19 protein-coding genes are annotated in these 24,234 nt (G+C 60.2%); 10 read left to right on the top strand and 9 right to left on the bottom strand.

The annotated features are described in order from the left end of the window. Window positions 1-530 precede the first annotated feature (530 nt). From ACYJRZ_RS23365 to tnpB, 8 genes are all read left to right on the top strand, one after another. Window positions 531-5,555 (top strand): fibronectin type III domain-containing protein, encoded by a 5,025-nt coding sequence (locus ACYJRZ_RS23365; RefSeq protein WP_459462980.1) that lies wholly within the window; start codon window positions 531-533, stop codon window positions 5,553-5,555. Between the two features lie 1,273 nt (window positions 5,556-6,828). Beyond that, window positions 6,829-8,127, top strand: a complete 1,299-nt coding sequence (gene blh / locus ACYJRZ_RS23360; RefSeq protein WP_459462978.1) for a bifunctional sulfur transferase/dioxygenase Blh — start codon at window positions 6,829-6,831, stop codon at window positions 8,125-8,127. Then, window positions 8,118-8,465: a sulfite-sensing transcriptional repressor BigR gene (gene bigR / locus ACYJRZ_RS23355; protein ID WP_459462976.1), complete on the top strand. Its 348-nt coding sequence runs from the start codon at window positions 8,118-8,120 to the stop codon at window positions 8,463-8,465. The genes blh and bigR overlap by 10 nt, the downstream gene beginning before the upstream one ends. Beyond that, window positions 8,462-8,872, top strand: a complete 411-nt coding sequence (locus ACYJRZ_RS23350; protein WP_459462974.1) for a YeeE/YedE family protein — start codon at window positions 8,462-8,464, stop codon at window positions 8,870-8,872. Before bigR ends, ACYJRZ_RS23350 begins: the two co-directional genes overlap by 4 nt. Further along, window positions 8,869-9,300, top strand: coding sequence for a DUF6691 family protein (locus ACYJRZ_RS23345; protein WP_459462972.1), 432 nt, complete (start codon window positions 8,869-8,871; stop codon window positions 9,298-9,300). Before ACYJRZ_RS23350 ends, ACYJRZ_RS23345 begins: the two co-directional genes overlap by 4 nt. Continuing rightward, window positions 9,297-9,500, top strand: a complete 204-nt coding sequence (locus ACYJRZ_RS23340) for a hypothetical protein (protein ID WP_459463013.1) — start codon at window positions 9,297-9,299, stop codon at window positions 9,498-9,500. The genes ACYJRZ_RS23345 and ACYJRZ_RS23340 overlap by 4 nt, the downstream gene beginning before the upstream one ends. Window positions 9,501-9,879: 379 nt before the next feature. Continuing rightward, window positions 9,880-14,547, top strand: coding sequence for an autotransporter domain-containing protein (locus tag ACYJRZ_RS23335; RefSeq protein WP_459462970.1), 4,668 nt, complete (start codon window positions 9,880-9,882; stop codon window positions 14,545-14,547). Window positions 14,548-15,277: 730 nt separating this feature from the next. Then, window positions 15,278-15,550, top strand: coding sequence for an IS66 family insertion sequence element accessory protein TnpB (tnpB, locus tag ACYJRZ_RS23330; protein WP_459462967.1), 273 nt, complete (start codon window positions 15,278-15,280; stop codon window positions 15,548-15,550). Window positions 15,551-15,617: 67 nt separating this feature from the next. Here tnpB and ACYJRZ_RS23325 read toward each other — a convergent pair whose 3' ends face one another. The 5 genes from ACYJRZ_RS23325 to ACYJRZ_RS23305 form a co-directional block, all read right to left on the bottom strand. Continuing rightward, window positions 15,618-15,812 (bottom strand): hypothetical protein, encoded by a 195-nt coding sequence (locus ACYJRZ_RS23325; RefSeq protein WP_459462965.1) that lies wholly within the window; start codon window positions 15,810-15,812, stop codon window positions 15,618-15,620. A gap of 28 nt (window positions 15,813-15,840) precedes the next feature. Further along, complete coding sequence (locus ACYJRZ_RS23320) at window positions 15,841-16,152, bottom strand: addiction module antidote protein (protein WP_113367134.1); 312 nt, start codon at window positions 16,150-16,152, stop codon at window positions 15,841-15,843. A 1-nt stretch (window position 16,153) separates the two neighbouring features. After that, window positions 16,154-16,444, bottom strand: a complete 291-nt coding sequence (locus ACYJRZ_RS23315) for a type II toxin-antitoxin system RelE/ParE family toxin (RefSeq protein ID WP_112420575.1) — start codon at window positions 16,442-16,444, stop codon at window positions 16,154-16,156. Between the two features lie 132 nt (window positions 16,445-16,576). Further along, window positions 16,577-16,792, bottom strand: a complete 216-nt coding sequence (locus ACYJRZ_RS23310; RefSeq protein ID WP_459462962.1) for a hypothetical protein — start codon at window positions 16,790-16,792, stop codon at window positions 16,577-16,579. A gap of 785 nt (window positions 16,793-17,577) precedes the next feature. Continuing rightward, window positions 17,578-18,183: a TetR/AcrR family transcriptional regulator C-terminal domain-containing protein gene (locus tag ACYJRZ_RS23305; RefSeq protein WP_152095670.1), complete on the bottom strand. Its 606-nt coding sequence runs from the start codon at window positions 18,181-18,183 to the stop codon at window positions 17,578-17,580. Window positions 18,184-18,257: 74 nt separating this feature from the next. Here ACYJRZ_RS23305 and ACYJRZ_RS23300 point away from each other — a divergent pair, with 74 nt between their 5' ends. Then, window positions 18,258-19,463: a TCR/Tet family MFS transporter gene (locus ACYJRZ_RS23300; RefSeq protein ID WP_459462960.1), complete on the top strand. Its 1,206-nt coding sequence runs from the start codon at window positions 18,258-18,260 to the stop codon at window positions 19,461-19,463. Between the two features lie 99 nt (window positions 19,464-19,562). On the opposite strand, the gene ACYJRZ_RS23295 is transcribed toward ACYJRZ_RS23300, so the two are convergent. Next, entirely contained in the window at window positions 19,563-20,480 is a 918-nt protein-coding gene (locus ACYJRZ_RS23295) for a DUF1003 domain-containing protein (protein ID WP_113367129.1), read from the bottom strand. 470 nt (window positions 20,481-20,950) lie between these two features. On the opposite strand from ACYJRZ_RS23295, the gene ACYJRZ_RS23290 reads away from it, so the two are divergent. After that, window positions 20,951-21,907, top strand: a complete 957-nt coding sequence (locus ACYJRZ_RS23290) for a phytanoyl-CoA dioxygenase family protein (RefSeq protein WP_459462958.1) — start codon at window positions 20,951-20,953, stop codon at window positions 21,905-21,907. 120 nt (window positions 21,908-22,027) lie between these two features. Here ACYJRZ_RS23290 and ACYJRZ_RS23285 read toward each other — a convergent pair whose 3' ends face one another. Genes ACYJRZ_RS23285 through bufB form a run of 3 tightly spaced genes read right to left on the bottom strand, consistent with a single transcriptional unit; the run spans window position 22,028 to window position 24,146 of the window. Further along, a complete protein-coding gene (locus ACYJRZ_RS23285; protein WP_459462956.1) occupies window positions 22,028-22,507 on the bottom strand; it encodes a DoxX family protein in 480 nt (159 codons plus the stop codon). An 18-nt stretch (window positions 22,508-22,525) separates the two neighbouring features. Next, entirely contained in the window at window positions 22,526-23,281 is a 756-nt protein-coding gene (locus tag ACYJRZ_RS23280) for an HvfC/BufC N-terminal domain-containing protein (RefSeq protein ID WP_459462954.1), read from the bottom strand. Window positions 23,282-23,291: 10 nt separating this feature from the next. Continuing rightward, on the bottom strand, window positions 23,292-24,146 hold the full coding sequence (gene bufB, locus ACYJRZ_RS23275; RefSeq protein WP_459462952.1) for an MNIO family bufferin maturase: 855 nt from the start codon (window positions 24,144-24,146) through the stop codon (window positions 23,292-23,294). Window positions 24,147-24,234 lie beyond the last annotated feature (88 nt).

Genomic DNA, 24,234 nt, shown 5'->3' with positions numbered 1-24,234 from the left:
GGAATCGATCGCGTCTTGGACGCTCACTTGCCAATAAAAGACATGCCTCGATTACGAGCACGTTCGCGAGGCAAACGCAGCGCTTGCGAAGATTGAGAAGGGTTTCGTGTGCACCAGAAGTGACGTCCAGATCTCAAGATATTGCTAGGGCTTGAGAACATTCAACTTATGGCCGAGAGCTTCAATCCCTTCGAGATCGAGATATTAATCATTTCCCTGATCCTCCATGTGTCCTCCGAAGATCGCTAAGCTGCCACACCGAGTGAATTTAGCAACACCATCGAATAAATGGGGCGAATACTTCTTTGGTCGCCTAGTCGTCGTTGACAATAGTCGATGAATCCGAGACTGAAGCAGAATATCTCTATTTTAAGATCGGATCCATTTACTTGATCTAGAGAAGTTATGGGCGGATAACGTACAGGTCGCTTAAGACATGCGATCTGTCGGCAATACGGCGGGTTGCTGGCATGGCGGGGATTTCTGTGCGTTGGGCTTGGGCGCGTTTTTGTGCCCTGCGGTTGTCATTTTTGTGTAACTGGGCGTTGCGCGCCGTCGGGGTCAGTTTCCCCTCGCTTGTCGGCTTGTTTGGGCTTCTAAGCCTGCTGCACGCGACGCCCGCGCTCGCCGCCACCTGCAATTACAATATGACTTTCACGGCGACGGGCTCGGGCAACGCCCAGATCGCGCAAACGTACAACGATGGTTGTGATGGGCAGGGCGCTGGTTTGTTCAGGAGTCCGTCTGACGATTGGACCCAGCCCAACAACGTCGGCATCTCCGGCTACGAAGCCGTCACGTCCAGCCAGGGCAATACCTATTATTTCCGCTGGAACGCTCCTCCGGTGGGCGACAGTAACGGCGGCTACAGCATTTATCTGGGCAGCCCCCAGATCGCGAACGGCCCCGATAGCATTGTCCTCTATGCCGCCAGCATGAATGACGCGGTCAGTACACCCGATACGACCGTCACGTTCAATTTTACGATCCCGAACGTCGCTGGGCCGACCGTATCGGCGATCAGCCCGAACCATGGCTCGACTGGCGGCGGTACGGCGGTAACGATCACCGGTACGGGCTTCGTCGCGGGATCGACCACCGTCACGATCGGCGGCAACGCGGCGACTAGCGTGTCGGTCGCCAGCCCGACCTCGCTCACGGCCGTCACGCCGGCTGGCACAGCTGGAGCCGCGAGCGTGATCGTCACCACCTCCGGCGCCAGCAATAGCGCCAACTCGCTCTATACCTACGTCACCCCACCCACTGCGAGCTCGTTCAGCTACGGCACGACGGTTCCCTACAATTCCGGTAGCGCGTCTGCGACGAGCATCGACGTCAGCGGCCATGTCACCAACAGCCCGTCCAGCTATGCGGTCGGTTCGGCGACCACGGCACAGGGCGGCTCGGTCTCGATCAACAGCTCGGGCAGCGTCAGCTACACCCCGCCCATAGGCTTTCGGGGCAACGACAGCTTCACCTACGTCGCGACCAACAGCGGCGGCACCTCGTCGCCGGCGACGGTCACGGTCACTGTCGGCAATCCGACCATCACGGTCACGCCGACGACCATGATCACCGGGTCTTATGGCACGATCTATAGCCAGTCACTGACGGCGAGCGGCGGCCATCCGCCCTATACGTTCAGCACCACACTTGCTTCCGGCGCGCTGCCGGCTGGCCTGACCCTTAGCAGCAGCGGCACGATCTCGGGCACGCCGACGGCAGCTGGTCATTTCACCTTCACGGTGACTGGAACCGATAGTTCGGACGGCACCGGCCCTGCCACGTTCACCAGCAGCACGATCTCGCTGACGGTCAACACGACGGTGCCGGGCGCGCCGACGATCGGGTCGGTGACGGCCGGCAACGGCCAGGCGACAGTCGGCTTCTCCGCACCCGCCTCGAACGGCGGCGCCGCGATCACCGGCTATACCGTGACCTCCAGCCCGGGTGGCTTCACTGCCAGCGGCGGCGGTTCGCCGATCACAATAACCGGCCTCACGAACGGCACGGCCTATACGTTCACAGTGAAGGCAACGAATTCAGTCGGCACCGGCGCCGCTTCTTCGGCTTCGTCGGCCGTGACGCCCTCGACCGTTCCCGGTGCGCCGACGATCGGGGCGGCCAGTGCCGGGAACGGGCAGGCGACGGTTGCGTTCACGGGGCCGGCATCGAACGGCGGCGCCGCGATCACCAGTTATACGGTGACCTCCAATCCCGGTGGCTTCACCGCCACAGGCAGCGGCTCGCCGCTCACCGTGACAGACCTCACGAACGGGACGGCCTATACCTTCACGGTGACAGCGACGAACGTGAACGGCACCGGCGCCGCCTCCGCGGCATCGGGCTCCGTGACGCCGGCCACCGTGCCAGGCGCGCCGACGATCGGATCGGTCACGCCGGGCAACGGTCAGGCGCTGATCGCCTTCTCTGCCCCCGCCTCGAATGGCGGCGCCGCAATCACCAGCTATACCGTGACCTCAAGTCCTGGCGGTTTGACAGGAACTGGCAGCGCTTCGCCGATCGTGGTGGCCGGACTGACGAACGGCACCGCCTATACCTTCACGGTGACCGCGACCAATAGCGTCGGCACCGGCAGCGCGTCCTCGACATCCAGCGCGGTGACACCCTTGACAATGCCGGGCGCGCCGACGATCAGTTCGGTGACGGCGGGCAATGGCCAGGCGACAGTCGCATTCACGCCACCGGCCTCGAACGGCGGCGCCGCGATCACCAGCTATACCGTGACGTCCAATCCTGGTGGCTTCACCGTCACCGGCACCGGCTCGCCGCTGACGGTGACGGGCCTCTCCAACGGTACCAGTTATACCTTCACGGTGACGGCGACCAATGCCTCCGGCACTGGCAGTGCCTCCCTAGCGTCGAGCGCGGTGACGCCCGCCACGCTTCCGGGCGCCCCGACGATCGGGTCGGTGACTGCTGGCAACGGTCAGGCGACGGTTGCATTCACGCCCCCCGCTTCGAACGGCGGCGCTACGATCACAAGCTATACCGTCACTTCAAGTCCCGGCGGTTTGACAGGAACTGGCGGCACTTCGCCGATTGTGGTGGCCGGACTGACGAACGGCACCGCCTATACCTTCACGGTGACGGCGACCAATGCCATCGGGACGGGTGCCGCCTCTTCGGCATCAGGCGCGGTAACGCCCTCGACGGTGCCGGGCGCGCCGACGATCAGCTCAGTGACGGGGGGCAATGGCCAGGCGACAGTCGCATTCACGCCACCGGCATCGAATGGCGGCGCCGCGATCACCAGCTATACGGTGACGTCCAATCCCGCCGGCCTGACCGCAAGTGGTAGCGGCTCGCCGCTGACGGTGACGGGCCTCTCCAATGGCACCAGCTATACCTTCACGGTAACGGCGACCAATGCCTCCGGCACCGGTGCCGCCTCGGCCTCGTCCAGTTCAGTGACGCCCGTGGCCGCGCCGACGGCGGGGGCGGTCAGCCTGACCGTTGCGGCCAACAGTAGCGCGAACCCCGTCACGCTTGCTTTGTCCGGCGGCACCGCCACAGCGGTTGCCGTGGCAACGGCGCCGGCCCATGGCACCGCCACGGCCTCGGGCACCGCGATCACCTATACGCCGACATCAGGCTACAGCGGATCGGACAGTTTCACCTATACTGCCACGAATGCCACCGGCACCTCCGCGCCTGCGACCGTCAGCGTGACGATCTCAGCGCCGACACTGACCTTCTCGCCGCCAGGCAGCACCTTGCCGGCCGGTGTCGTCAACGTAGCCTACAGCCAGACGGTCACGGCATCGGGCGGCACCAGCCCCTATGGCTACGCTGTCGTCGGCACGCTGCCTGCGGGCCTTTCACTCAACCATGCCACAGGCGCCATCACCGGCACGCCGACGGCGGCGGGGAACTACAGCTTCTCCATCAGCGCCACTGACGCCAACAATGCCACAAGCTCGGCCGCCTATACGATCGCGGTTGCACCGCCGGCGGCTACCTTCACCTTCTCGCCGTCGGGCGGCGCGCTGCCGCAGGCCATGGCCGGCGAGGCCTATAGCCAGCAGATCACCGCCACCGGCGGGGTCGGAACCACGATCTACAGCCTGGCTTCCGGCACGCTGCCGAACGGTCTGATCCTCAATATCTCCACCGGCCAGCTCACCGGACCGCTCGCTGCCGGCACGCAAGGGGACTACAGCTTCTCCATCCAGGCCAGGGACAGCAATGGCTCGACGGCGGCGGTGGCATTCACGCTCAAGGTCATCCAACGCGCCGTCAGTGCGACGGATCAGGTCATCAACGTGCCGGAAGGGTCGACACCGCCGGATGTGTATCTGAACCGTGGCGCCACGGGTGGGCCGTTCACATCCGCGGATCTGGCGTTCGTCACGCCGCCGAATGCGGGCACGGTGACGATCATCCAGGGTCAGCTGGCGCAAGCGGGGCCGGCAACCGCCCCGGTCGGTTGGTACCTGCACTATACGCCAGACCCGGCCTATTCCGGCCAGGTCCGCGTCGGCTTCAAGCTCGTCAGCGCGCTTGGAACCTCCAATGTCGGCACCATCACCTACAATGTCCGCTATGACGCCGCAAAGGTCGCCGAGGACATCGACGGCCTCGTCCGTGGTTTCGTCCAATCCAGGCAGAACATGATCGCCAACACGATCGAGGTGCCCGGTCTCCTGCAACGCCGGCAGATGCAGAAGGCGACCGATCCGATCACCGCGCTCGCGTCACCCTCCGAGCAGGGCATGAAGCTCGGCTTCTCCACCAGCCTGGCGCAGATGCGGGCCGCCCGTGGTGACAACGATGCCGGCTCCGCGCCGTTCAACGTCTGGATCGGAGGCGCGTTCCTGATGCATGACGACAAGAGCAAGAAGGACAGCACCAGCAAGTGGGGCAGCTTCGGCATGGTCAACATGGGCGTCGACTATCTGCTGTCGGAAAAGGCCTTGGTCGGCGTGTCGTTTCATTACGACCGTATGACAGATCCGACCGATCAGGATGCCAAGCTGACCGGCAATGGCTGGCTGGCCGGTCCCTATGCTTCGCTGGAGCTGGGCAAGGGTGTGTTCTGGAACGGTAGCCTGCGCTATGGCGGATCGAGCAATACGATCAACACCCAGTTCTGGGACGGCGGCTTCAAGACGACACGCTGGATGGCTGACACTTCGATCGAGGGGCAATGGGACCTCGACGAGGCCACGACGATCTCGCCCAAGCTCAGGGCCGTCTACTTCTCCGAAAAGGTCGACGACTACACAGTCAAGAACAGTTCAGGGGATGCCATTACCATTGACGGGTTCAACGAGGACCAGTTCCGCGTTAGCCTGGGTGCCGAAATCGCCCGCTCGTTCACGATGGAGAACGGCACGAAGCTCACGCCTAAGCTCGGTGTCACCGGCGGCTTTTCCGGGCTTGACGGTTCGGGTGCATTCGGAGCTGTGACCGCCGGCATGAGCCTAGAGACCGCAAGCTTCTGGATGCTCGACACAAGCCTGCTGTTCAACATCGAAGGCGACGGGCAGAAATCCGTCGGCGCGAAAGTCGCGGCATCCAAGAAGTTTTGAGGAGAATTTTGAACGAAGTCGAGGAAAGTGAAGTTGAGGGCGGTGCCGACGCTCTCTTCAACGGTAATGACCGGAGGGTTGGCGTACTGATTTCCCAGAGGATGATTTCGCCCTGATTATGACAATATTTGACTCATTAAAAGTCGCGCTGGAGGGTCTTCAGCGCTCCTTGGGTGATTAGCCGTATCTTGCCAACAAAGCCTTTTCGGCCGAAATAGGCCTGGGCGAGCAGTATCTATTTGCCGACATCGGCCCCTCCGATCATCAGCTCTAGCCCTGCTACAAGGCTTCATGGTCCTTGGCGCCCGCAACGGCTCCCTTTCGTGCCGCCCATCGTACAAAAACACTAGCTTCAATAATGAGGGGACGACCTGGCGTTTGTTTCCTATCTTCGAAGTCTTGCCAAGCCCTTGCTTGTCGTGAGCCCGAGCCGCGCGGCAAAATCCTCCAGCGTTTGAACGTCTCGGCTCTGGCGCCAGTGCTGTCGGAGCCGTTGCGATGATCGGGCCAATCCCAAGAACGGTTATCAAGCGCCGCGCAACGTTATCTTCTTTGGCACGGGGACTATCTCCGTAAGCGCCCGATCCGCGAACCACGAAAGCCAGTCATCTATGGTGAGCGTGGTGCTCGCCGCATCCAGCACTGGGTAATAGTCCTTGGCGATGCCTCAGCAACGATATCGACAATGCGCTGAAGGTCGCGTGGCGATCGCTCGTGCAAGCACGCTATCGGCGATCGCCCGGCCGATACGGCTGACCTGCCGTCCTCAAAAGGATGGATGCTCCTAAATCACAGACGGGCAATGCCGACACGGGTGAGGGTGGCAAGGGGTCCGGGTCCTTCGGTGAGGTCTGTTCGAGCCATTCGAGAGGTCTGTCCATCTCCGCTGCCAGGCGATTGGATGGAGGTGCTTCGAAGTGCACGCGCCGGCGCCCCAAAGCACCTGAGACGATCTGCTTCGGTTCGTTATGGTGGCGATGGCTGCCGATAACCGCGATATCCAGGCGCCATCATGATCATTCGGTGCCATTCGAATAGCCGCGCCTCGGTTATAGGATCAAGCGGGTGGCGGTAGAGGCCCGCCATCATTTCGGCGATGCCCGCTTCGGCCGGCCGGCTGTGGAGAGGCGCCTCAGCAAGCCATTTTTCTAGGTCTGCGTGCCGCCTCTTCGCTCTGTAGTCTGCCGCGACAATAAAGCTCCTCAAGAGGCTTGAGACTCTTATATTATATAATATATTATAATGTATATTGTAATGAACTACGGAGCCAGTCATGTCTGTCATCAAGGTTTCTGAGAGGTTATCGGTCTCGCCGCAGCCGAGCGTCGATGATATCAGATCACTGCGTGGCCGGGGATTCACGACGCTGATCAACAACCGCCCGGACGCCGAGGACGCCGCCCAGCCCGGCACGGACGTCGAAAGCCGGGAGGCCGAGCAATGCGGCCTGTCCTACGCGTACATCCCGATCACCCTCGCTACGATCACCGAAGCCGACGTGCGTGCATTCCAGAAGGCGCTCGACGCCTCCGAAGGCCCGGTCTTGGCGCACTGCAAGTCGGGCACGAGGTCACTCAGCCTCTATCTGATCGGCGAGGTCCTCGACGGGCGAATGGGCGCGGAAGACGTCGCCGAGTTTGGACGCGCCAGCGGCTTCGACACCAGTGCCGCTGCCGCCTGGCTCGAGCAGAACGCCGCGCGTCGGCCGCAGGTGAAGGGTTTCTTCGACAAGCGCACCTGGAGTGTGCAGTATGTCGTGTCCGATCCCGAGACGTCCAAGTGCGCCATCATCGATCCAGTGCTCGATTTCGATGAGAAGTCCGGAGCTACCGCAACCATCAATGCTGATGCGATCCTCAGCTATGTCCACGACAGCGGTCTAACCGTCGAGTGGATCCTCGACACTCATCCGCATGCCGACCATTTCTCCGCAGCCCATTATCTTAAGGAGAAGACCGGCGCCCGGACGGCGATCGGTGAACGCGTCGTCGATGTTCAGAAGTTGTGGAAGGGCATCTACAATTGGCCGGACCTTGCCACCGACGGTTCGCAATGGGACCGGCTGTTCGCCCACGCAGAGATCTTCAAGATAGGCTCCATCGATGGGAAGGTTCTGTTCTCGCCAGGCCATACACTTGCCTCAATCACCTATGTAATCGGCGATGCGGCGTTTGTTCACGACACGCTGTTCATGCCGGACAGCGGCACGGCGCGCGCGGACTTCCCTGGAGGCGATGCCCGCGTCCTTTGGAAATCAATTCAGGGCATTCTCGCCCTTCCGGAAGAAACACGCATCTTTACCGGACACGACTACCAGCCGTACGGTCGTGCCCCGCGCTGGGAAAGCACGGTGGCCGAACAGAAGAAGACCAACCGGCATCTTGCCGGTATGACGGAAGAGCAGTTCGTGGCGCTCCGGACCAAGCGGGACAGGACGCTGCCCATGCCGAAGCTCATCCTGCATGCCTTGCAGGTTAACATCCGCGGCGGGCGCCTTCCAAAGCCGGAGGCTAATGGCAAGCGCTACCTCAAATTTCCCCTCGATGCGTTGCAGGGAGCCGCATGGGAATGAGGACCGAATCGAAGGCGGTGATGAAGGCGGGGCTCTCCCCCGTGGAGATGGCCGGCCGGGCCGGAGAGGTCGCCGATCTCCTAAAGACCTTGTCGCACCAGGCGCGTCTGATGATTGTCTGCTCGCTCGTTGAGGGAGAGTTCTCCGTCAGCGAGCTCGAGGAAAAACTCGACATCCACCAGCCGCATCTTTCCCAGCATCTGACCGTACTGCGCAGCTCGGGAATTGTCGAAACACGGCGGGAGGGAAAGCAGATATTCTACCGCCTGACCGAGGAGAAGGCCGCGCGACTGGTCTGCGCCCTCCATAACATCTTCTGCGTGAAAGAAGAGACATGAGCACCAGTTTTCAATCTCTGGCTGGAGGCATGCTGATCGGCGCTTCAGCCGCCATGCTCCTTCTTCTGAACGGCCGGATCGCGGGGATCAGCGGCATGATCGGGCGTCTGGCCCAAGGCGTCGGGCTGGCTAGCAATCTCGCCTTCGTGCTCGGGCTGCTGCTTGGCCCGTTGACCTACCTACTGGCATTCGGCGGGTGGCCAACTGTCGAGATTACCGCGAACTTGCCGCTGACTATCGTCGCCGGCCTACTCGTTGGCTTCGGCTCGCGCATGGGATCCGGATGCACCAGTGGCCACGGTGTGGTCGGGCTTGCGCGCTTGTCGCCGCGATCGATGGTGGCCGTCGCCACCTTCCTGTCAACCGGCATGATCGCGGTCACGGTTCTTCGAGGGCTCGGACTATGAACAGAAACATCTACCAGTTCCTCGTCGCGCTCTTGTCAGGCATAGCCTTCGGCTTCGGCCTGTCGCTTTCCGGCATGCTGAATCCCATACGCGTCCAGGGTTTTCTCGACGTCTTCGGTAACTGGGATCCAAGTCTTGCCTTCGTCCTCGGCGGCGCAGTCATCGTCGCCTTCATCGGCGTGCAGGTCATGAAGCGGTTAAGACATCCCGCGTTCGACGACAGCTTCCAGGTACCTGGGAACCGGAAGATTGACTCGCCGCTCGTCGTCGGTTCGGCTTTGTTCGGCCTCGGCTGGGGGATTGGCGGCTTCTGTCCCGGCCCTGCCGTCGCCTCCCTGTCGATTGGTATCCCGCAGACGGTGCTATTCGTGGTTGCCATGCTGATCGGCATGACATTCCACGACCGGGTTTGGAGCAGAAGGACATGAGCTTCTCCATTTTGCCGGCCGTTGGCTCCGGTGGGATCGTTGGCTTCATGTTTGGCCTGCTCGGTGGCGGAGGCTCGATCCTGGCGACGCCGCTCCTGCTCTATGTCGTCGGCGTCGCGCAACCTCATATCGCTGGTACCGGCGCGCTTCGGCGGCGTTTAGCGGCCCCTGCCAGGGTCGTTCAAAAATATGGCCTTTGAACATGGCGATGGCCGCTTACTTTTCCAATTACCTATCGTGTGAAGTCCGGCCTCAATAACGGATGTTTGGAGTAGCAATTGCTCAACCGCGAGCGGCTGGGTGCCGTAACATAGTCGCTAAATGCGCGCCGAAGATGCATGTTGCGCAATTTTCATGTTGTTCTCTGGCTGTAAAATGCTCCTCATGATAGAGAGAATCGAAAGGCAGTTCCGCGTTTGACGAGAAAGCGCAAGCACGGTGCTGACATGGGGGCGTGGGGCAGCCAGTCTGCGAAGACGTGTTGGGGATGGGATGGAAACGAAAAAATTTGCTGTGCCTTTCGTTGAGCGACGGCGTTGCTTTCTTTTCCTAACCGCTCGAGCTTGGCCGACACCACTGATGAGCGCATCGGCTTTGGCGATGGCGGCCTTTTTTACTCTGACGGATGGTTATCTTACATCGGCGTGGGCCGCATGCGGCCCGGCCGCGACGGCTCCTTGCAGCGCCGAAGGTGGCGCTGGGATACCAAATCGCACGGGAAATGGCGGCGCTGGCAATGGTGACGGTGGTGACGCAAGTGTTTTCAACGCGAGCACGGGCGTCACCGATATTATTTCCGGCAACGCAAGCACGAACGGTGCGGGTGGAGATGGTGCTGCCGGGGATGTTTCCGGAGGGCAGGGCGGCGCAACCGGAGGCTCATTTGTCTCCGGTACTTCCATTGTGGTTGCCGCCGATCTGGTGGGCGGTGGTGGGACAGCCGGCCCGGATGGCTTTAACTTTGCAAGCGGGGGCGGTGGCGGGGGAGCAGGTATCTTTTCCGGCACAGACCTCTTCATTACCAGCGGCGTCACTTTGTCTGGCGGTCTGGGTGGTCGCGGCGGCACGGCAAGCACCGCGGTGGGCAATGGCGGCGGCGGCGGCGGTGGCGGCGCTGGAATCATCTCAGCTGTTGTGGGGGGCACCGTTTCCAATGAAGGCACCATCTTCGGAGGGAACGGAGGAAACGGCGGCGACGGCGGCTTTGGCGCTGGCGGCGGCGGTGGCGGCGACGGCTTGCTCGTCTTTGGGGATGATACGATTGTTACCAATATCGGCTCCATTACAGGCGGAATAGGAGGCAGTCCGGGTACGGGTTCTCTGGGCGGCACCGGTAACGCGGGGGCAAGCGGAGCGGGTGTCAATCTCGGCGGGCGCCGCAGTATTCTTCAGAATATTGGCACGATCACCGGCGGTGCGGGAAATGGCGCAGCCGCGGGCGCGGGCGTGATCGGTTGGGGAAACAGCTTCGTCTTAAATGCTGGCACGATCGCGGGCGGCCTCAACAGCGATGGCCTCACCCGCGCCGCGGCCATACAGTTCAACGGTACTGGGAACACCCTCCGCCTGGTTAGCGGCTCAAATCTGATTGGCGATATCGTTATTGCGCCGGGCGCGGCTGCGGTTATCTCGCCTCAGTCCGCAGGGCTCTCGCTGAGTAACGGGATCAGCCTGCAAGGAACGGCCTCGACGATCGGCTTCGACACCAGCAGGACTGATCTTGTCGATTCCAGCATCATTTCGGGAGCCGGTGGCGTGCTTAAAACTGGCGGAGGAAACTTGACCCTTACTGGGTTGAACACCTATCTGGGCGGCACGACGATCAGCGGTGGGACCCTGTCAGTCTCGTCTGACAACAACCTCGGCGCGCTTTCGGGTGCCTTGACATTCGACATGGGCACGCTGCAGGCGACAAGTTCCTTTACCACCGCACGCGATATTGTCCTGGACAACAATGGAACGCTTCAGACCGATGCCGATCTCGAACTGAGCGGCGTCATCAGCGGTTCCGGGGCGCTCACGAAAACGGGTGGCGGCAAACTGACATTGTCGGGCTCTAGCACCTATATCGGCGCGACGACCGTCGCGGATGGCATGCTTAGCGTCGAAGGCTCCCTTGCCAATACCGCTGTGACCGTGGCTAGCGGTGCCACACTCGGCGGTTCCGGCTCGATCGCCGGATCCGTCACCGTGGCGGATGGCGGCATAATCGCGCCGGGATCGAGCCCCGGCACCCTGACGGTGGGTTCGCTTTCATTTAATGGCGGTTCCATTCTCAATTATCAGCTCGGTCGCCCGGGCGTAATCGGCGGCGGTGTCAACGATCTGATCGAGGTCACTGGCAACCTTACTCTGGACGGCACGTTGAACGTCATCGACGTCGGCGGCTTCAGCGCTGGTGTCTATCGGTTGATGAACTATGGCGGGGGACTGACGGATAACGGCCTGGCCCTGGGCGCTCTACCCAGCGGCGTCAGTTCGAGCGACCTCTATGTCCAAACCAATATTGCAGGTCAGATAAATCTCATCTCCAGCGTCGGCGCCACACTCGGCTTTTGGGACGGTGGCGATGTCGCTCGCCACGATGACGGCACCATAACCGGCGGAAGCGGAAGGTGGGACGCCTCCAGCCGCAATTGGACCGATGCGAATGGCGCGATCAATGGCATCTGGCGGCAGGATTTCGCCGTATTTGGGGGTACCGCCGGTACTGTCACCGTTGACAATTCCGCTGGTGCCGTTGGTTTCAAGGGCATTCAGTTCATGAGCGATGGCTATGTGATCGACGGAGATACCCTGACCGCCAGCGACGCGGCGACCACGATCAGGACCGACCCGGGCGTGGTGGCGACTATAAACGCCCAAATTTCTGGAAGCGGCGGGTTGGTGAAGACGGATGCCGGGACACTCATCTTATCAGGAGTAAACACCTATGCCGGCGGAACGAGCATTCTGGGCGGCGCCGTGCGAGTTTCCTCCGATGCCAATCTGGGGCTGACGGCGGGCGAGCTCACGTTTGACGCAGGCGTGCTTCAAACAACCGCAGCGTTTGGCACCGCCCGCAACATGACGCTCAATGGCGGTGGCGGCACGCTTCAAACCGACTCCGACCTTACCGCGAGCGGTGTCATCAGCGGCGGTGGCGCGCTCGTCAAGACCGGCAGCGGCACGCTGACGCTGACGGGCGCCAACACCTATGCCGGCGGCACGACGATCAGAGACGGAACACTCCTGATTTCTTCGGACTCTAATCTTGGCACCGAAGCCGGTGGACTAACCCTCGATGGCGGCAGCCTTAGAAGTACATCCCAAATTGTAACCTTGCGGTCAATTAGCTTGGATACCGGCGGCGGCACGCTTCAGACGGATGCGGATCTTCGGGTGGACGGAGTTATCACCGGTGTGGGGGAACTTGTTAAAGCGGGGGCCGGCACGCTCACGCTGACGGGAACCAACAGCTATGCCGGCAATACGGTAATCAGCGACGGAACCTTGAAGCTCGGCGTTGGCGGCACATCAGGCTCAATTGTGGGCGACGTCGTTGACAATGCAACGCTCGCCTTCGACCGTTCCGACGATCTTGTCTTTGCCGGTAGGATCAGTGGCGGCGGCAACATACGGCAGCTTGGCTCTGGCAGCATCAACCTTTCGGCCGACTCGAGCGCCTTTACCGGTACAACAACGATCTCGGCCGGCACGCTCTTCGTCGATGGTAAACTCGGCGGAACGCTCAACATCGCTTCCGGCGGTAAACTTGGCGGCACCGGCACGGTCGGAACTACGACTATCGCTCAAGGCGGCACCATCTCTCCCGGTCATTCGCCGGGAACCCTCCATGTCAATGGCGATATCACATTTGATGAAGGCTCGACCTATGCTGTGGACATCACCCCGAGCTTGGCCGGGGACTTGATCGGAGCGACGGGTGCGGCAACTATTCATGGTGGCACGGTTGATGTGGTGAAGTCCGCCGGCACTTTCACTCCGGGCAGTCGTTGGGTCATCCTCTCGGCTGATGATGGGGTGACGGGCACCTTTGAGCAGCTGACGCAAAATATGCCTTTCGTGAATTTGTCGCTCTCCTACGATCCTGATAAGGTTTTTGTCGACGTCACGCGCAACGCGGTCAGGTACTGTGATGTCGCCCGCACATCCAATCAGTGCGTGGCGGCCAATGGGTTAGAGAGCAGCGGGCAAGGCAATTTGGTCAATCAGGCCTTGGCGGCGATTCCCGACGCGAGCGACGCACAGCGGGCACTGGACGCGTTATCAGGTGAGATTCATGCCTCGCTCCAGGGGGCGATATTGGAGGACAGCCGCTTCATTCGCGAGGCGGCGATTGATCGATCGCGCGCTGCCTTTTTGGACATCGACATGGCAGGTGCGCGGCCATCCGGGCCGGACACGGCGCCGGTGAGAGGAACTGCCATTACCGCCTGGGCGCGTGGCTTCGGCTCCTGGGGGCGATGGGACGGTAATGGCAATGCAGAATCGTTCGATCGTTCGATTGGTGGGTTTCTGCTCGGCGCTGACGCGAGCGTTAACGATGATTGGCGCTTCGGCTTTGTCACCGGCTATGACCATGCCTCCAATGATCTCGCAAGCCGTGCCTCAAACTCTGCCGTCGACACATACCATATCGGTGCCTACGGCGGGTCCGAGATTGGCCGCTTGGGTTTGCATTTCGGAACCGCTTATTCCTGGCACAATGTCGTTACGACCCGGTCTGTCGCTTTTCCGGGCTTTTCTGAAACGGAAAGAGGTAGCTATCACGCAGCCACCGCACAGATTTTCGGCGAGGCTGGATATCGGCTCGAAGGGGAGGCGCTCTCGTTGGAGCCGTTTGCTGGTCTCGCTCATGTAAATTACAATAGCAACAACTTTACGGAGAAGGGCGGAGATGCGGCTCTAAACGGATCACGCGGCGGAGAGGACGTCACCTATTCGACGCTAGGCCTGAGGGCGAACACCCGATTTGCGCTCGGGGATGCCGAAGCTACGGCACGCGCCATGGTTGGTTGGCGTCACGCCTTTGGCGACAAAGTGCCGACCGCGTCACTCGCATTTGCGGGGGGCAATCCATATACGGTAGCTGGCGTGCCTATTGCTGAGAACGTGGCCGTCATCGAGACCGGTCTTGATCTCAATCTTACTAACGGCGCGATGCTGGGGCTCTCATATTCCGGCTCACTCGCTCGCAACGCGCGAGAGCATGGATTGCGGGCCGATCTGAAGGTAAGATTCTGAAATCCGTTTTATGTACAAGTATACGTCGCTTATCATTTGAGATGCGATTTTCGGCGAATGATAGGGCTGGCTCCCAGCCACTCGGAAATGGCGCGTTCGAAAAGCTTGATCCTAATGCGACATATATGACGTGACCCTGTCCTGCTACACTTGGCGGATTTTCAATCTCGTCCGACGGCTCAGGGTCGTGTGATCGGGAACGGCGAACTCCAGCCCAATAAGCTGCGGCTGTAGACAGAATCTCGGCGCAACGTGTCCAGCTTTCCTGAGTGATGTGGCGCCAATTACCAATTGTTCGTAAGCGGGTAGGCCATCCCACGTAGCGCTGGAGGGACAGAACGCTCATTTTCTGCATGAGTCATGCGGAGAGCCCTATGAGTGATACTGTGAATCAGACCCGAGCCTTCGAGGTTTTGACGGCGACACCAATCGCGACGCGCCGCAAGCCGAGAGACTGGCCGGATGATGAGAAGGCCCGTTTGGTTGCCGCAACTCTGGAGCCGGGGGCGAATGTATCGGCGATTGCCCGTGGAGCGGGTCTGGATCCTCTCAGCTTTACGATTGGCGTCGCAAAGCAATCGCCTCGGGATCGATTGCTCCTCTCTCGAAGTCAGTTGATACACAGGTTCGGTTTGCACAGGTCGAGGCGGTCGCCGGTTCTACGGTTGAGATTGTCATTGTTTATGTGTCGTGCCAGCCTGTCGACTTCCGCAAAGGTGCGGCATCATTGATGGCTCTGGTCAGGGATGGTGGCCTCGACCCGTTCAACGGCGCGCTTTATGTCTTCCGGTCGAAACGGGCGGACCGTGTCCGGATCGTTTGGTGGGATGGCAGCGGGGTCTGCCTTTATTCGAAAATTCTCGAGGAGAATGGCTTTTGCTGGCCGGCAACGACGGCGGCGCGTATCCGCCTCGACCATGCTCAGCTCATGGCACTTCTGGCTGGTTTGGATTGGAAGAAGATCCGCCCAGCAACGATCAGGAGACCGCGCTCCACGGGCTGAACAACGGGCAAGATACGAAGAAAGCAAGCGGCCGCAGCGGAGAGACGCTGCGACTGTCGACGGCTGATTACTCAGCTGCCTCGGAGACATTGATCATGTTCCTTGCATGGTAGTCGCTGTCCTGATCTGCCTCGGCAGCCAGCAAACCACCCTTGCCTTCGTCCGCCGTGGAAACGGCAGGGCGGATGAGGGAGGGGAGCCAAGCGGCGCCGATGGCCCAAGTCTCGGCATAGGCTGCGGCTTCAGCCTTATAAGACAGCAACGAAGGAAACCTTCACGCCACCTCGTAATCAAGCCGCCTTCGAGGGCTCGTCCGACGAGGTGGGCGACACGGAGAGTTTCACGCCGAGCGCTCTGGCGACACCGATCAGCGTCGAAAGCTTCGGATCACCGTGCTCACTCAGGGCTTTATAGAGCGCTTCCCGCGTTACACCTGCTTCCTTGGCAACAGCACTCATGCCGATGGAACGAGCAACATCGCCAAGCGCATGAGCAATCAGCGAGGGGTCGCCATCCTCGAAAGCAGCTTCGATATAAGCGAAGCGTTCCTCCGGCGTTTTCAGGTAATCCAGAACATCAAAGCGGGTCGTTTCTAGCACCATGTCAGATCTCCTTCGCCATTTTCTTCGCCTGGGCAATATCGCGCGTCTGCGAGGACTTGTCGCCGCCACATAAAAGAATGACCAAGGTGCGGCCCGTATAAGTCAAATACAAGCGATATCCTGGTCCGTAATCGATCCGCATCTCACTCACACCATCACCCACTGCTTTGATATCGCCGGGATTGCCGAGCTCAAGACGCCGGATTCTGACGGCAATGCGCGAAGCGGCATTTCTGTCTCGGAGAGCCTTGAGCCATTCTGAAAAAACGGTGGTTTGGCGGACTTCGATCATCTGTGAACTATAATTCACGCACCAAAGAAAGGCAAACCAAATGTGAACCAAAGTTCACAGAAAGCTCGGCCGCAGCTGAGAGGCGCTGCGGCCTGCAACAGCTGGCGTTACTCAGCCGCCTCGGGAGGTCGATCATGTCGCCGTCTTCGGCGTCATGATCGTGCCGGTGGCATTGCCGTCACGATAATTGAGACGGATCATCCCGATGAATCGCCGGTAGATATGGGCGCGTGCCAAAATCGGGATTGGTGTTCCAATTGATGGCTGGGGCGAAATCGTACGCTTTGGCTCGTCACGGCTTAGATTGATCGAACTGCCGGCGAAGGGCCTGCCATTCCTCCCAGACATGGGAAAAATCAACATCCTTGTAGCCAAGCCTCTCTTCCACAGCTTCCGCGGCACCCGTTGGCACAGCGATGGCGGCAGCGCTGTCGCGCACTTTGCTCCGCTATCAATGACTATCGGATTCGCTTCGGCATCCTTCATAGAGGGCCCAGGCAACGTCAACCGTCGCCAGAAGAACAGCGCTCTCGCTCCATCCAGCTGTAACCGCAGTTCGAACGACTTCGCTGATGATGGGCTGCAAGCGACGCTGGCATTCTCTGGCTAAATCGTCAGCGTCTTCTGATTGAGAGGCCGGAGAAAAACTTAATTCCATCGTTGTTGACTTCGCGTAATGTCAGCTTCATGTTTCTCGATGCGCAAGCTGCCCCCAGTAAGGAACCTGGTGGCGTTCCTTACTCATTTCCGCAAGAACCGTTGTCGAGAACGGACCTCAAGGCAAGCAGCATGTTGCGAAGAACTGCTGCAAGGCCGGTTCGCACATCGCGACGATCGATCGTGATCGCAGGTCGTTGCCCCCACGCATCGAAGCATGCCTGAAACAATTCAGTACTTGTAGCAAGGTAGGTGACGTAGCTTCGGCTGACTGGATGTTGGCTCCATTCAAGAGCGGGTAAGGCCGCCGAACACGCATATCGTCTCGCCTGCACCCTTCATATCGACACCAGCAGATGAAATCCGCTGTTTTACGTGTTTCGACAGTATTTGGGCATGGGGCCGGATCTCGGCTGCACTTTCAGGCCGAGAGATGACCCATTTTCGGCCGGAACGGCCCCGGGGCGAGCGGGTATCTATTTGCCGGCATCGGCCCCGCCGATCAGCAGGTCGAGACCGGTTTCGAACAAGGCTTCATGGCCTTTGGCGCGATAGACCGCCAAAGCTTTGGCAAGGTTCGGATGGCTTTCGGCGACGGCATCAATTGCCGACCCATCCCTGGAGGTGGCTTCGTCCGCCTGCTCCTCAAGCACGCACCCCACCACGTAGCGACTGATCGCGATCTGTAGCCCCAGAGCCTTCTCGGGATCAAAACCGGCGGCATGCAGGCATTCGAGCTGCGCTTCGATTGCATCGAGGTGCGGAGCGTCGACCTCGGTTCCCGCATGAACGCGAGCGCCGTCGCGCCAAGCCAGCAGGGCCGAGCGAAAGCTGCGGGCATTGGCGCGCAGGAATTCCTGCCAGGTCTCTCCGGCAAGGGGCATGTTTCGGGAGTGATTTCGCCTCAGCATCTCGGCATTCATAGCCGCAAGAAGGGCCTGCTTGCCCTTGAAATGCCAATAGAGCGCGGGCTGCTGCACGCCGAGGCGCTGGGCGATCAGCCGCGTCGACAGGCCGTCGATGCCGACTTCGTTCAGAATGGTCAGCGCCGCATCGACGATCTGGCTTCGATCGATTTTCATCGTCTCTCCGATTGACAGTCTCTCTCGTATAATTTATCGGCGATAAAGTTCCTTATCAATGATAAGTTTTCGCTATGAACAAGATGCTTTTGACTATCTTGGCGGTCGTCGTTCTCGATGCCGCCGGCACCTGCCTTGTTATGCCAATCCTGCCGGAGCTTCTGCTGAGCGTGGCGCATTCGCCCGAACTCGGTTGGCGCTACGGCGCTTTCCTGTCGCTCTATGCGGCATTGCAGTTCCTCGCCTCTCCGATTCTCGGGACGCTGAGCGATCGTTACGGCCGTCGACCCGTGCTACTCGCTTCGTTGGCGGGTGGCATGATCGACTACGCCTTCATGGCATGGGCGCCAGGCTTCTGGTGGCTGTTCCTTGGCCGTGCCACCGCCGGCCTGACCGCAGCGAATGCCGCGGTTGCGAGTGCCTGCCTCGCCGACATCACGCCGGAGCAGCGCCGGACGCGCGCTTTCGGGCTTCTCAGTGCCTGTTTCGGCATCGGCTTCATCCTGGGGCCTGTCATCGGAGGATTACTCGGGACGATTTCGTTACGTGCTCCTTTCGTCGCGGCCGCGATTCTGGTGATGATGAATTTCGTCGTTGCGCTTGTCGTGCTGCCCGAGACAAGAACGGCGAAGCCCGAGCGGATTGATCCGGCGGCCTTTCATCCGCTGGCGGCGCTGCGCTGGATCGGTGCGTTTCCAGCGCTAGTGCCGCTGCTCTTCATGTCCCTCCTCATTGCCGTTGTCGGCGAGGTCGGCGGCACCGTCTGGGTGCTTTATGGTCAGGACAAGTTCGGCTGGGATACGGCGACCGTCGGCCTGTCTCTCGCTGGTTTCGGCCTGTTCCATGCGCTCGCCCAGGCTTTTGTCGCCGGTCCCTTGAGTGAGCGCTGGGGCGAACGCTGCGCGCTGATGGTCGCGATTGTCTGCGACGGCGCGGCTTATGTCGCCATCGCTTTCGTCACGCGGGGATTTCTCGTCTTTTTTCTGTTTCCGCTCTTCTGCCTCGGCGGGGTCGGCCAGCCGGCGCTGCTGTCGTTGATGACCAAGCGCGTGGGTCCGGACGAACAGGGGCGTTTGCAAGGTGTGCTGACCAGCCTGACCAGCCTCGCATCGATGATCGCGCCTCTGGCGATCAGCGAGATCTACTTCGCCTCGAGGCATGTCTTTCCCGGACTGGTCTGGGTACTTGGTGCTTCGCTCTATCTCCTATACGTGCCGGTTCTCTTCGCAAACCGCCAGCGGGCAGATCGACAGAAGGACCGGCAAGGGGAGCCGCGGTGAGCGGCACCCTGGCGAGCTAAGTGAATTGGCAAGGGAACAATCCTGTCTATGCAGGCGTGTCTATGCAGGCACGCCGCTATTGGCAGCCGCTTGCCCATGTCAGTTGACGGAATCGTCCGGATCGGAATCCTTGACCTTGGTAAAGAGGCTCTTCAGCGCACTGGTCTTCACCTTCGCTGCCTTATTGGCCTTGATCGCCCGCGTCGCCGCCTTGGCCTGTTCCAGCATCATCTCGATCTGGATCTGCTGGATTTCGGTCAAGCGCTCCCACTGGCGATTGAGGAGGTGGTCGACCTTTTCATGCAGGTGACGGATTTCCAGTTCGGCTTTTAGGTTGACCTTGTAGTCGTTGAGGGCACGCAGGCGGTCCTTTTCTTCCTGGCGGCGCTGGCTCATCATGATGATCGGCGCCTGGAGAGCCGCAATCGTCGAAAGAACCAGGTTCAGCAGGATAAACGGATAGGCATCGAAGGCCTGCTTTTCGCCCATGGCTAGATTGATGCCCATCCAGACGGCGAGAAACAGACAGAAGGAGATGATGAAGGTCCAACTGCCGCCGAAGGACGCGACGCCATCGGCCATGCGGTCGCCGATCGAGCGGTGGTCCTCATAGTCCTCTTCGATGTTTTCCGCCAGCGTGTCATGTGTCTTCAGGCTTTCGACGACCTCGTCCTCGAGGTTGGAAAGCTCGCCGCGCTCCACCGTCAGCAGCTCGGCGATATATTGAGCGCGATAATCGTCCATGACCTTGCGGCTGATATAATCGTCGGCACGAAGCTCCGGATGTTTCAGCCGCATGAAATCCGCGAGCGACGGGCGGAGGTCATCGACATGCACGGCATCTTTTTTCTTGAGCACCTGGCCGGTGATGGCGTCGACCAGCTTGACGGACTTGGCCTTCGCCTGGGCAAGGCTTTTGGTATAATCGTCCATCTCCACCACGGTTGGGCTTTCGCCCTCACCCGCGTCGAAATCGACGATGCCTTCCGCCGGCTCAAAGGTCTTCGTTTCTGTCATCTAAGGGGCCTTCTTTGACGTTTTCTCGCTCATTTAGCCAATAATGCGAACAGGAATATGACTGTTAGAAGACAGGGAATATAGCGACAGATACATGCCGCCATCTTCCGTCTGCAATTTTACTCTTCCAATCGATCCTATCAAATTTCTAGCGCCATTATCCTAAGCAACGGCAAACGCGACGGCCTTCCTTGCGATCCGCTGCGCCGGACCAGACCGGGGCCCTCAAAAACAACCGTTCCGGGCGATTTCGCAAATGTTTTCAAAAGCCTCACGTGTTTCTGCGAGAATTTCCACCGCTTCACTCAGGTTTTGGCTTCTCGGCCTCTTGACCAAGATCGTCCCACCTCTATTTGCGGCGATGCAGCAGATATTCGCGATCGCGAATAAATATCGAAGTTTCAAATGATTACATCAACGGGAGTTGGGCCTGTTGCCACGGGTTTTGCAGATGTGCAGAAAGGATAGCTATGCACAATTCCCCGGCAAATGACTTGGAGTCCGTCGCCCGGCGGGGCGGCCGTTTCAAGCGTATGGCTGTCAGGATACCGACTTACCTGACCGATCTCAAAGAAAATCCGGCCTGGTTGCCCATGTTCCTGCTAGCCAGGACCCTGCCGTTTCGGCGCATCCATTGGCTGGCCACCAAGCAGCCCGTCAGACTTCCGGTTTCCGGCACCTCGATGTTTGCCGGCACTGAGCGCAGCGCCGTCGTCAACGCTCTGCGGACCGATGGCATTTATCCGAGCCTGATGCTGCCGGATCATATTCATCGAGAAATCGCAGAATTCGTTTCCAACACCGCCTGCTTTGGCAATTTCGACAGGAAGCTCGAATTCGTCGCAGGCGAACATAAGGAAGCGGAGGCTCGTTTTGGGCGGCCGATTCTGAGCGGACACTTCTTCGAGCGCTCGCTCGATTGCGAAGCGGTCATGGCGGTCCAGCGCGATCCGCTGCTGATCGACGTCGCCCGCCAATATCTCGGCGGTCAGGCCAAGGTGATCACCACCCGCATCTGGTGGAGCTTCCCGACCCAGGCTTCAGAAGCCGACCGGAGCCTCGCTTCGCTCGACAAATACCACTTCGATCTCGACGATTGGCGGATGCTGAAATTCTTCTTCAATCTCGTCGATGTTGATGAGGGCACCGGCCCGCATGTCTTCGTCAAGGGAAGTCATCGCCGCCGCCGGGTCCGCCATCAGCTGACCTTGCTTGTTGGGCATCCGGCTAACGAAGTGCTCGATTATTATGGCGAGGCGAATGCGCTGACGCTGACTGGCAAAGCTGGCTTCGGCTTTGTCGAAGATCCCTTCGGTTTCCATATGGGCACCGTTCCGACGCAAAAGCCGCGGCTGATGATGGAGGTGGGCTTCGGGGTCTCGAAGCCGTCGCGTCGCCGCTTCCACGGAGAACCCGTCCTGCGTTAAGTCATCTCGCGCAGAAGCACGCATTGGTTTTCAGATGACGACATGCGCGGAATAAAACGCGCATTTAGCGGCATCATGGAGCGCCGCTCGTGTTGGCGCTCCCGTCTACCGATCTCAGGCTCAGCGCGTGAACCGCCTGACAATCAGGTGGTCGAGCGCGATACGCCCAGGCCCGCCCGCGATGATCACCAGAAAGCAGGTTGCCCATGTGCCATGCGTCGGCCAGGCATCGGGATAGACGAAGATCTCGATGACCAGCGTCATGCCAAGCAGCGCCAGCGCCGAGAGCCGGCTCGCAAATCCGATGACGAGCAGAAATGGGAAGAAATGCTCACTGAAAGCGGCAATATGGGCGGCGATCCAGGGGTCGACCAGCGGTAGCTTGTATTCCGTCTGGAAGAGATAGACGGCATTGTCGGTCACGTGCCAGCCATCCACCTTAGTCTGACCGGATTGCCAGAAGATGGCGGCGATAGACAGCCGCGCGATAAGTGCGATTAGGTCATGCGGGATATGGTCGAGAAGCTTTAGGGCGCCATAGAGCCTTTGGGCCACGGTTTCTCGTTCGGCCGGAGCCGCCGTCATCGTCTGATTCTGCATTTTGGTTCTCCCTGGCGTTCAGCGAATGGCCATGAAGGCGCCTGCCGTGAACGCGCCGGCGAGGTTGGCGGAAAGATCGAAATTGGCGGCTTCAGCGAGAGCCGTCTCATAAGCCCGGCCAAGAGCGGCGCCGGAAAACAGCTCTTCCAGAAAGGTTGCGCCACCCGGCGGCAGGCGATGCACCTCGACGACCATCTGCGGGCGAATGACGAGGGCATCCTCGCCCGTCCAATCGCTAATATGTTCGAGTTCGATCTCGCCGGTGTTCATCGCCCAGATGGTGACGGTTGGATAGGCGGAACGTGTGACCGAAGCGGAAGGATGCGGCACGAAAGCCAGTTCCGCCAGACCTGCCGGCTCGATGGTCGCCACGAGCGCCGCATCGAGCGGCACGGCGTCGGCCGCATGATAAGCCCGCCCCCGAAGCGCCTCCAGTCGCATGACATCGGGCAGATAGGGGATTTCCTGCGCCGGTTCGAAACTCTCGGCGAAGTCGGGGAAATCATCGCCATAGGCGAGCAACAGCGGCGAGCGCGGCGGATGCAGCCTGATGAATTCATGCGTCATGGCGGCGAAGAATTCCTCGCCGACGATTCTTTCGGCAGCCGGAAAGCGCGAGGCCAGCGCGCCGATCAGGCCGATGGCGACATTGTTGCGATAGACGCTGAAACGTCGTGCTGGCTGTGGGCCGTTCCAGGCCGTCAATCCATCCGGCACCGCGAGAGCGGGATCGATGAGCGCTGCGGCGAATTCGCTTTGCGTGGCGAGAGACATCGATCCCTCCTCAGGCTGCTCTGCGTGCCGTGGCACGCTTGAGGATGGCATCGGCCGCTTCGGCCTCAGCCCTTAGAACCGGCCATTCCGGCACGTCATTATCCCATTCGACCAGGCTGGCTACTGGACCGATCCGGCCGATGAGCTCTTCATAGAGCGCCCAGACGGGATCTTTCACGGGTGTATCGTGACTGTCGATCAAAAGCGGCGCACCGGCATCGTCGACGGTTTCCGAATGGCCGCTCAGATGGATCTCGCGCACCCATTGCACCGGGAAGCGCTTGAGATAGGCGCGCGCGTCCATGTGGTGATTGGTGGCGGCGACGAAGACATTGTTGACGTCGAGCAGCAAGCCGCAGCCGGTACGTCTGGCGACCTCGGCCAGAAATTCCGTTTCCTCGATCGTGCTCTCTTCGAACAGAAGGTAGGTAGCCGGATTCTCGAGCAGCATCTGACGGCCGAGCAATGTCTGCACCTGATCGATATGGGTGCAGACCTGCGCCAGCGTTGCTTCGGTATAGGGCAGGGGCAGAAGATCGTTGAGAAAGGTCGTGTCGTGGGTCGACCAGGCGAGGTGTTCTGAAAAGCTCTCCGGCTCGTAGCGATCGCAGACGACCTTCAGGCGAGCGAGATGCTCGCTATCCAAAGGCTGCATCGAGCCGATGGAGAGGCCGACGCCGTGGATGGACAAGGCATAATCCTGGCGCAGCTTGCTGAGCTGGGCATGCGGCGGACCGCCGGCTCCCATATAGTTTTCCGCATGGACTTCGAAGAAGCCGATCGGCTGCTTGGCGCCATTGATCGCGGCAAAATGCTCTGGCTTGAAGCCGACGCCGGCGCGGCGGGGAAGTTGTGATGGTTTCATTGCGGGCCTCCGGATGAGAGTAATTCCAGCAAAGTTGCGAAGCGGTTTGCATTCGGGAGGCAGGCGGCGCTGGATTAAACGATGCGCC

The organism is Rhizobium sp. No.120, from assembly GCF_054558365.1.
This window is presented reverse-complemented; position numbering and strand designations above follow the sequence as displayed.